Raw genomic sequence first — 8629 nt, 5'->3', positions numbered from 1 at the left:
GATGATACTGCGGGATTTGATAATATGTATGCTGAAGCATACCATATTAAGAATACGCAATATTATATTTACGCTGGTGATATAGTTAAGAGACCTAAACATACGGTATATTCTCATCCTTACAAGTCCATCATTAATGGAGTCAAAACTTTATACTAAAAGTTATTACAATACGAAAAATCCTGCCCTAATGGACAGGATTTTATTATTTATAAGCTCTACTTCTTCGCAGCAGCTTCTGCTTCAGCGGCTGTGTTTGATGGAGTCAGCTTTACGCTTCCATCAATAAACTTAACATCGCTGGCTTTTACATAAGCATTATGCCCAACATTAATTGTGCTCCAATGAACGGTTGGCGTTGTACTTGCATAAAAACTTGTACCTACCAAGTGATAGAATAATTCCGCCTTATTTTCACTTGGAACCCAAATATATACTAACTTGTCTACTTTTAATTGACCTTTTTGTTTACTTATTTTTTGACCGTTATGATCTTGAATGGTTCCATCCGCATTATATACATCTGTATCCTTAGGGAATGTGATGTATGAGAAGTTTTCAAAGAAATAGTCATGTAGTGGGATACTCTCAGCAGCTTTCACATCAGAAGCGTTAATCCACTGATTAGTACCTTTGATGTGATAAAAATGGTCGTCGTTTTCACTTCTCTTAGAAAGTTCATTAAATTCCAAACGATCAACTGTAAATTTTGTCCCTACAGGAGTAATATGAGCCGTTCCTTTATAACCATTACTGGTTTGAGTAATTAAACGAGTTGGAGTGGTTACAGTTACTGTTGTTTCTTCCGAATTAGTAGATGCTGATGATGAACCAGATCCATTCACTGAAGTATTAGCTTTAATAACTGGTCCTAAATTGGCTGATTTAATATATTGTTTGCTTGGGCCACCAATTTTGAAGTAGTGATTGCCATTTTTGAATTTGTAAGAACCGCCATAAGTGGTGACTGTTTCCACTTTATAAAGCTTCCATCTACCGTTATACGAAGTACGACCATTGGAAGATTTATAAATATAGGTATTATGCGTTACTTTACGCGTTACACCATCAATGTTGGTAGCTCTTAAGTAGTGATTTAATCCATTTACTTTGTAATACAAATTACCATTTATTTTTATAGGCTTAGTCATTACGTCAACGGTCTTGTATGCATAATATTTGGTACCTGTACTTTTACCATCTTTATCATATGCCATTGAAGTATGCATAATTGTTTTAGTAATAGTAGTATCTGCAGCTTGAACAGTAGCAGGTGCAACGCTTAATAGAAGTCCCGCAATAACAGCAGAAGAAAACAACAATTTTTTGTTAAGTTTCATACTCAATTACCCCTTTATTCAATGAATTCAGGAATATTATTACACAAAAATTTTTACCTGATGCATCGATTTTTCGCTTAATATTTTTCATGATAAGATTAATTCATAACTATCTTGAAGGAACACGAATGAAACGAATCTACTATTATCACAAAACTACCGACGATGTGGTCGACAGCCACGATCAAAATTTCAGCTTACCAGACGACTACGTAATTTTGCCAACTTCTCGCGGGGCAAAAATTTGGTCAGCAATCGCCCGCCCTCTTGCGGCCGGTTTCGGTTGGATTGTCTTCCGCTTTTTCGACAACGTTAAGGTAATCGGCAAAGAAAAGTTAAAGCAAGTCGACGGCGGCTACTTCGTCTACGGCAACCATACCAGACCAATGGGCGATGTTTTTACATCCCTCACGATTTTTCCCATTAAAAATTTCTATGCGATCGCGGGTCAAGCCAACTGGGGCATCCCTTTTATCGGCAAATACCTCGTACGTTACGGCGGCCTTCCCGTTGGCAAGGATGTGAAGCAATCAATTAAGTTAATCAAAGCTATCCAAACTGTGATCAAGGATAAAAAAGGTGAAGTTCTAATCTACCCAGAAGCACACGTTTGGCCCTATTACACGAAGATCCGCCCCTTTGATGCAACCAGCATGCACTTTCCTGTTCAGCTGAATGCGCCAAGTTTCGTTATGACTAAAACCTACCATAAAAGACGCTTTAGCAAGCGCCCTCGCGCCGTTGTTTATATTGACGGACCATTTTACCCAGATCAAACTTTAAGCCGTAAGGAAGCGCAAAATAAGCTCCACGATGAAATCTGGCAAGCACTGAGCGATAGAGCTAAGCTTAGTGATTATGAATATTGTCAATATATCAAAAAATAAGGTTAAGAAACATATGCTTCTTAACCTTATTAGTTTGTCTTCATAGGATTTAATTAACGCTCCATAGCAAAATATTGTCTTTCTCTTGCCACATAACATTGCGGACACTATCATCTTGTTTCATTTGTTTTAAAGAGCCTAAAGCAAACTTGCGTTGATTACCCTTCAACTTTTTAGCAGCCTTGACTGCTAAGGCATAATCATGCTCGTTCTTAGCAATACGCTTACGACCAGAAATCGCACCTTTAGCAGTAGTCTTTCTGTCTAATCTTTTAGAATCTCTTTCTTCTATTCTGCCTAATGGTTTTAGTACTCTTTGAAAAGACTTACTATTTATAGCATAGTATTGCAAACCTGCATTTGGTGTCCAACCATTATACTTATGGTCCTTAGAGGTGACAAAATATTCTGAAGCACCACCTACACCTTGAAAGTGCATAATTTTTCAATCTTAAATCTAACATTCTTAATTTTCTTAGGACTAACAGTTTTGTTTCCTTATAAAAAGCGGATTATTTACAAGCTTTGCATAGTTGGATTTACCAACGTAAATAGGTTGTGCCCGAGAATTAACGTTTACGATATAGCCCCATTTGCTAAGTTTGGGTATGTTTTTGAATTATCAGCTTAGGTGACTTTTTAGTACTGGTTGTAGCTGAACCAGAATTACTACTTGCGGCATTAACTGTAACTGGTGCCGTACCAAGTAACGTAGCAACTGAAGCTGCAGTGAATAAAGCTGTTAAAATCTTTCTTGATTTCATTGATTTAGCCTTCTTAATTTTTTAACTATTATCATCTACGTTTTTATTCTATAACTAAAAAATAATTTTAAGCATTATTCCCCTATCAAGGAAATTAATCTGGTAAATCATCGCTTATTTTTTTATAACCTGATTGATCTAGGATTAACTTAATTCCTTTAGCTTGATCATCGTTTGTATAAATAAAATAAAAATATAAAGTTAACTCTCTGAGAAGACATAGCTCTGGATCTGTGGCAAGGCTTTCTAGCCATGATAAAATCTTAAAGGCAACTTTATCAGAATACATAAAATATTTTCTTAACACATATAAATAATTAATGCCAACAGTAGCTAACCTTCTCTGTTTGATTAAGCTTTGTTCCTTTAGATCCTTATATTTCCTAATTAACATCATTACTAAAGGTGTGACATCATTTAGATTGTCTTTTCGAAAAGAATTACTCAAAAGTACAATAGCATTTTCATCATTCATCCATTCTTGATGCTTAAAAAAGTCATGCATAGCTTGTTTAACTGCTGCAGTATCTGTTTTATCATCTTTTGAATTTAGTACAGCTATGATCAAGTTTGCCCTATCTCTTAATTCTGTTGACATATGTTTAGTATTCAAAATTTTCAGCTTTAACTCTTTGGCTTTTTTACATCATTATCATAAAAAGCTTGATTTAATTCTTGAGATATTTGGGAGTAATCTATGTTATCATTTGGTGGAAAATACTTTTTAAGAAATTGAGTAATTGATATTCCACGTAACTGTAAAATAAAAATCAAATCATCAATAAAAATTCTATTTTGTCCATTTTCCATTTTAGAATAATGAGTAACAGATATTTTGCTTTCCTTAATCATTTGACCTTGTGTTAATCCTAACGATTTCCGTTCTTTTCTCAAAGCTTCTGAAATTTTCATTGACTTCATCCCTTCACTCAGAAAAATGCATTCTACACGGTATCATATAGAATATACAGATTAGTAAATTCGAATACTACTAAACAGGAGCAATTATGAATATACTTTTTTGCGGGGACGAAAACGCAGAAGACGGCGTTTTAATCTCCACACTATCTTTATTAAAGAACTCTGGTGCAAAGGAACTACACCTCTACATTTTAACCATGGAAGCTCACAGCGATAAACGCAAGTATCATCCCTTCTCTGAGCATGCCGCAGATTTTATTCGTTCTTTATTAGTTAAAGCAAACCCTAAAAATACGCTGGAGTTGATCGACTGTACCGATCTATTTATCAAGCAGCCACCTACAGCCAACATGAATACGCGTTTTACGCCTTATGCCATGTTGCGTCTTTTTGCGGATGAATTGCCACAGATCCCTGATCGTATTCTTTACCTGGACGACGATATCGTTATTCGCGGCGACATTACTGCTTTTTATAAGCAAAACATCAAGGGTATCGAACTCGTCGGTGTACTCGACTACTGGGGCAGATTTTTCTTCCACAATGTCAAAACTAAGCGCGTCTTTGACTACCTGAATTCCGGCGTCCTGCTGTTAAACATGACTAAGATTAAACAAACCGGTCTTTTTGCTAAAGTCAGAGACATGATGCAAACCAAAAAAATGTTCTTGCCAGATCAATCAGCTATCAACAAACTAGCCGTGGCTAAGCGCGTCTTCCCACGCTACTACAACGAACAGTACAAGCTGCAGAAGAACACCAAGATTCAGCATTTCACTACCAGCTTTCGTTTCTTGCCATACTTCCATACTCAGACCGTTAAGCCATGGGATGTAGAACGCGTACACAGCGTACTTCATTTACATGAATATGATGATATCCTCACCGAATATCTCAAAATACGCGATAATTTAAAGAAATAGTTTTTTTGGAGTAAAATTATGAAAACAATTCCAGTATTTTACACTATTAGTGACAACTACACGCCTTATGCCTATGTTTCAATTCAATCATTAATTGACCATGCAGATCCTAACAAGGACTACACCATCACCCTTTTGGTTCAAGAAATCTCTCCTGAACACAAAAAGAGCTTAGAAGACATGTCTACTGACAATATCAACGTTAACGTTTTTCACATTAGTGATGACATGGTAAACCGAATTCACAAGGGTAAGGAAAATTACTTACGTGCACAATTCTTCACCATGTCAATTTTCTATCGTCTATTTATTCCAGACCTCTTCCCACAATATGACAAGGCCGTTTACTTAGACGCTGATACGATCATTTGTGATGATATTGCCAAGCTTTATGACACCGAAATTGGTGAGAATATGTTTGCCAGCTGTCCCGATTTATCTATCCGCTACATGCCGCTTTTACAAAAATACATCAAGGAATGTCAAGGCATTTTGCCAGCCGAAAAATACATCAACAACGGCGTAATCGTCTTTAACATGAAGGCATTCAGAGCCAAGCACTTCGTAGACAAATTCTATTACTTAATGGACAAATATCACTTCGACAACGTCGATCCTGACCAAGCCTACATGAACGAAATCTGTGAAGACAAGATCTACCATTTGCCTAAGGAATGGGACGCTATGCCTAATGAAAGCATCCCTGAATTCGAAAATCCTAAGATTTTCCACTACAACTTGTTCTTCAAGCCATGGCACTTCGCCGACGTCCAATACGGTCACTACTTTTGGGATGTTGCCAAAAAGACGCCATATTATGATGAATTAAAGAAACAATTAGATGATTTCACAGATGAAGATCGTCAAAGAGCACGTGCCGACCTAGAACGGATGGCTGAAAGAGTTGATATAATCGTCAAAGAGCCAAATACCTGGGCTAAAGTTAAGCAACATGAATCAGTAAAGATTGATTAAGGAAAGCAATTATGACAGTTCCAGTTTTTTATAGCATTAGTGATGATTTCACTAAATATGCTGCAGTGTCTCTTAATTCATTGGTTAAACATGCCGATCCTGCAACAGACTATAGGACTATACAGTGTATTTTTTGAGTCAAGACTTATCTGATCAGCATAAACAAGATTTAAGTGACCTCGGCAGTCAAAATGTGCACGTTAAATTTGCCCATATTGATGATGAATTAGTGAAACCAATTCAAAATAGCAAAGAAAACTTCTTGCGTGCTGATTTCTTTACTATGTCGATTTTTTATCGCTTATTTATTCCAGAATTATTCCCGCAATATGATAAAGCGATTTACATCAACAGCGACACTATTGTGAATGACGACATTGCCAAGCTTTATAACAACGAATTAGGCGACAACTTATTCGGTGCCTGCACTGACTCCTCTATCCAATATGTAGTCGAAATGGTGAAATACATCAAAGATGTTTTAGCACTAGATCCAAAGAAATATATCAACTCAGGAATGTTGGTCATGAACTGCAAGGCATTCCGCGATGAACATTTTATCGATCACTTCATGGATTTATTAGAAAAATACCACTTCGACTGTATCGCTCCCGATCAAGACTACCTAAATGAGATCGGCGAAGGACGAATTTTGCACCTCGATCCATGCTGGGATGCAATGCCTAATGAAAATACTGAACCACTTAAAGATCCTGGTCTTATTCATTACAATCTTTTCTTTAAACCATGGCATTTCAAGAACGTGCAATATGAAGATTACTTCTGGCAAAGTGCTAAAGAAACTAAGTTTTATAATGAATTAAAAGCAGAACTCGATAGTTACACTGACGCCGAGCGTGCAGATGATCGAGAAAAACTAAACCATATGCTTTTAAAGTAAAAGAAAACTGAACAAGATCCTAATAATTGGACACGAGTGAAAGAACGAGAGGCTGTTACATTATGATATTTGGCGATAATCGCGAAGCTGTAATAAAAAATATTCAAAAAGCTGCTAATGAGCGAGATTTCACTGCAAAAGCAGAAATTGGTGATCCTCAGATGACACTTGATGAGCGTTTGAAGCTGGTCAACGATTTCTGGGAAAATCGCAACTCGCTTTCAAGCAAGATTAATAATCAAATTGGACATGCTATGCTTACGGCTTTTGCTAAAGCTTTAGTTGGTTCAACTGAATTCAAGGCATTAGAAAACCTAAATAACCTCCCTATCGGTGGAGCAATCGTTACTGCTAACCACTTTAATCAAATTGATTCTTTGCCAATTAAGTTGCTCGCAAACAAGATGCATCATCAACTCTCAATTGTCATTGAAGATACTAACTTGATGCTTCCCGGCTTTTTCCGCTACTTAATGAACTACGTTGGCACTATCCCCTTGGTTCAAAGTACAAGCTACATCGGTAATGAATTCCCTAAGCATTTAAGCAAAGCTTTAGCTCAAAATAATTGGGTATTGATTTATCCTGAACAAGAGATGTGGTGGAATTACCGTAAGCCACGTAAATTGCAGCGTGGTGCTTACTACTTTGCCGCAAAGCAAAATGTGCCCGCTATCTCGCTTTTCATTGAAATTAAAGACTTGCCTAAGACCGAAAAGAAAGATCCTAATTTCTATGAGACTAAATATATCGTTCATGTTTTGCCACCAATTTTCCCTGATGTTTCTTTAAGTGCTAACGAAAATGCCCACAAAATGATGGAACAAGATTATCAGCAAAAAGTTGCAGCTTACGAAAAAATCTACGGCAAGAAACTTAACTATGATTTCACAGACTGGGATATCGCCGGCTGGAGAGGTCATCTTTCATAAGAAAAACATAAGATAGCTTAAAATATTTTTTAAAGTGACAACTTGTTACCATTATTGTAACGTATTTTTTCATAGAAAGGAGCTTCCTATGAAAAAATTTACCAAAGAAACTCTGTCAAACTATAACGGTAAAAACGGTCGACCTGCGTATATCGCCGTCAATAGTACCGTATATGATGTAACTAATAACTTCCATTGGACAAACGGTGAGTATCACAATATAATGGCCGGTCAAGATGTTAGTTTTAACTTAACTAATACGTCTGATGTATTGGTCCATATTAATAAAGTCGGCTCATACATCTAAAATAAACAAAAATTTGATCAATAAAATGAATCCCCACAAAGAGCAGATTGTAAATATCTGCTCTTTTTTCTTTCCCAAGTCGAACATTATTCTTATTTAAAAAGATAATATAATAATAGTTAGTATATTGTTATAAGTTAAGTGTTAAATTATGAATCTAAATCAACTTTATTACTTTAATGAATTGGTTAAACAACACCAATTTTCTAGTGCTGCAAAACGATTACATATTTCTCAGCCTAGCTTATCTAATTCAATTAAAACCTTAGAAAAAGAATTAAATTGTAACTTGATTGAGCGTCGCAATGGGCGAGTCGAACTAACTAAATATGGTCAAATTTTTCTAGAATCTGCAGATTCTATCATTTTAACTTTAGAAAACGCCAAACATAACATCAATCACACTAAGCAAATTGAAAATAATACTATAGAAATAGGCTACATCCCTACTGCGAGAGAAAATTTCCTACCTCACATTACTTCAGTATTTGAAAAAGAAAATTCCAGCACTTTTCATTATATTTACCATAATGGCACTTCTAATCAAATTTGCCTGGAAGTACAAAATGGAAACTTTGACCTGGGCATTTGCTCAAAGATTGATACTTATTCAGATCTTAATTTTATCCCGTTATACGTTGAAAATACTTTTTTTACTGCTTCAAAACTAGCCTCCAAA

11 protein-coding genes and 1 pseudogene are annotated in these 8629 nt (G+C 36.0%); 7 read left to right on the top strand and 5 right to left on the bottom strand.

Annotated features, from left to right (window positions below; genetic code table 11):
* Positions 1–218 precede the first annotated feature (218 nt).
* A complete protein-coding gene (locus HMPREF0518_RS01300) occupies positions 219–1340 on the bottom strand; it encodes an SLAP domain-containing protein (protein WP_003625332.1) in 1122 nt (373 codons plus the stop codon).
* A gap of 128 nt (positions 1341–1468) precedes the next feature.
* Here HMPREF0518_RS01300 and HMPREF0518_RS01295 point away from each other — a divergent pair, with 128 nt between their 5' ends.
* The gene (locus HMPREF0518_RS01295; RefSeq protein WP_023191278.1) at positions 1469–2227 is read left to right on the top strand and encodes a lysophospholipid acyltransferase family protein; all 759 of its coding nucleotides are present in this window, start codon (positions 1469–1471) and stop codon (positions 2225–2227) included.
* Positions 2228–2276: 49 nt separating this feature from the next.
* On the opposite strand, the gene HMPREF0518_RS10245 is transcribed toward HMPREF0518_RS01295, so the two are convergent.
* The 4 genes from HMPREF0518_RS10245 to HMPREF0518_RS10545 form a co-directional block, all read right to left on the bottom strand.
* Complete coding sequence (locus HMPREF0518_RS10245) at positions 2277–2666, bottom strand: hypothetical protein (protein WP_003625330.1); 390 nt, start codon at positions 2664–2666, stop codon at positions 2277–2279.
* 157 nt (positions 2667–2823) lie between these two features.
* A complete protein-coding gene (locus tag HMPREF0518_RS10240; protein ID WP_003625329.1) occupies positions 2824–2991 on the bottom strand; it encodes a hypothetical protein in 168 nt (55 codons plus the stop codon).
* Between the two features lie 94 nt (positions 2992–3085).
* Positions 3086–3589, bottom strand: a complete 504-nt coding sequence (locus HMPREF0518_RS10550; protein ID WP_003625328.1) for a hypothetical protein — start codon at positions 3587–3589, stop codon at positions 3086–3088.
* Positions 3590–3615: 26 nt separating this feature from the next.
* Positions 3616–3903, bottom strand: coding sequence for a helix-turn-helix domain-containing protein (locus tag HMPREF0518_RS10545; protein ID WP_003625327.1), 288 nt, complete (start codon positions 3901–3903; stop codon positions 3616–3618).
* Between the two features lie 95 nt (positions 3904–3998).
* Between HMPREF0518_RS10545 and HMPREF0518_RS01280 the strand changes: the two genes are divergently transcribed.
* The 6 genes and pseudogenes from HMPREF0518_RS01280 to HMPREF0518_RS01255 form a co-directional block, all read left to right on the top strand.
* Positions 3999–4835, top strand: a complete 837-nt coding sequence (locus HMPREF0518_RS01280) for a glycosyltransferase family 8 protein (protein ID WP_003625326.1) — start codon at positions 3999–4001, stop codon at positions 4833–4835.
* 18 nt (positions 4836–4853) lie between these two features.
* Positions 4854–5810 (top strand): glycosyltransferase family 8 protein, encoded by a 957-nt coding sequence (locus HMPREF0518_RS01275; RefSeq protein WP_003625324.1) that lies wholly within the window; start codon positions 4854–4856, stop codon positions 5808–5810.
* Positions 5811–5821: 11 nt separating this feature from the next.
* A pseudogene (locus HMPREF0518_RS01270) lies at positions 5822–6777 on the top strand (glycosyltransferase family 8 protein).
* Positions 6774–7643 carry a lysophospholipid acyltransferase family protein gene (locus HMPREF0518_RS01265; protein WP_003625319.1) on the top strand — a complete coding sequence of 290 codons (870 nt, stop codon included), beginning with the start codon at positions 6774–6776 and terminating at the stop codon, positions 7641–7643. The pseudogene HMPREF0518_RS01270 and the gene HMPREF0518_RS01265 overlap by 4 nt, the downstream one beginning before the upstream one ends.
* 88 nt (positions 7644–7731) lie before the next feature.
* Positions 7732–7950 carry a cytochrome b5 domain-containing protein gene (locus HMPREF0518_RS01260; protein ID WP_003625317.1) on the top strand — a complete coding sequence of 73 codons (219 nt, stop codon included), beginning with the start codon at positions 7732–7734 and terminating at the stop codon, positions 7948–7950.
* A 151-nt stretch (positions 7951–8101) separates the two neighbouring features.
* Positions 8102–8629: LysR family transcriptional regulator (locus tag HMPREF0518_RS01255; RefSeq protein ID WP_003625315.1), on the top strand; the 528-nt coding region annotated here is incomplete at its 3' end.

The sequence above is a fragment of the Lactobacillus helveticus DSM 20075 = CGMCC 1.1877 genome (assembly GCF_000160855.1).
Taxonomy (GTDB): Bacteria; Bacillota; Bacilli; order Lactobacillales; family Lactobacillaceae; genus Lactobacillus; species Lactobacillus helveticus.
The sequence above is the reverse complement of the archived record's forward strand: the minus strand, read 5'-3'. Positions and strand labels throughout refer to the sequence as shown.

Excerpts from the sequence above, each read along its gene's own strand:
- HMPREF0518_RS01300 (WP_003625332.1), bottom strand. The coding sequence starts at position 1,340 with ATGAAACTTAACAAAAAATTGTTGTTTTCTTCTGCTGTTATTGCGGGA.
- HMPREF0518_RS01295 (WP_023191278.1), top strand. The coding sequence starts at position 1,469 with ATGAAACGAATCTACTATTATCACAAAACTACCGACGATGTGGTCGAC.
- HMPREF0518_RS10245 (WP_003625330.1), bottom strand. The coding sequence starts at position 2,666 with ATGCACTTTCAAGGTGTAGGTGGTGCTTCAGAATATTTTGTCACCTCT.
- HMPREF0518_RS10240 (WP_003625329.1), bottom strand. The coding sequence starts at position 2,991 with ATGAAATCAAGAAAGATTTTAACAGCTTTATTCACTGCAGCTTCAGTT.
- HMPREF0518_RS10550 (WP_003625328.1), bottom strand. The coding sequence starts at position 3,589 with ATGTCAACAGAATTAAGAGATAGGGCAAACTTGATCATAGCTGTACTA.
- HMPREF0518_RS10545 (WP_003625327.1), bottom strand. The coding sequence starts at position 3,903 with ATGAAAATTTCAGAAGCTTTGAGAAAAGAACGGAAATCGTTAGGATTA.
- HMPREF0518_RS01280 (WP_003625326.1), top strand. The coding sequence starts at position 3,999 with ATGAATATACTTTTTTGCGGGGACGAAAACGCAGAAGACGGCGTTTTA.
- HMPREF0518_RS01275 (WP_003625324.1), top strand. The coding sequence starts at position 4,854 with ATGAAAACAATTCCAGTATTTTACACTATTAGTGACAACTACACGCCT.
- HMPREF0518_RS01265 (WP_003625319.1), top strand. The coding sequence starts at position 6,774 with ATGATATTTGGCGATAATCGCGAAGCTGTAATAAAAAATATTCAAAAA.
- HMPREF0518_RS01260 (WP_003625317.1), top strand. The coding sequence starts at position 7,732 with ATGAAAAAATTTACCAAAGAAACTCTGTCAAACTATAACGGTAAAAAC.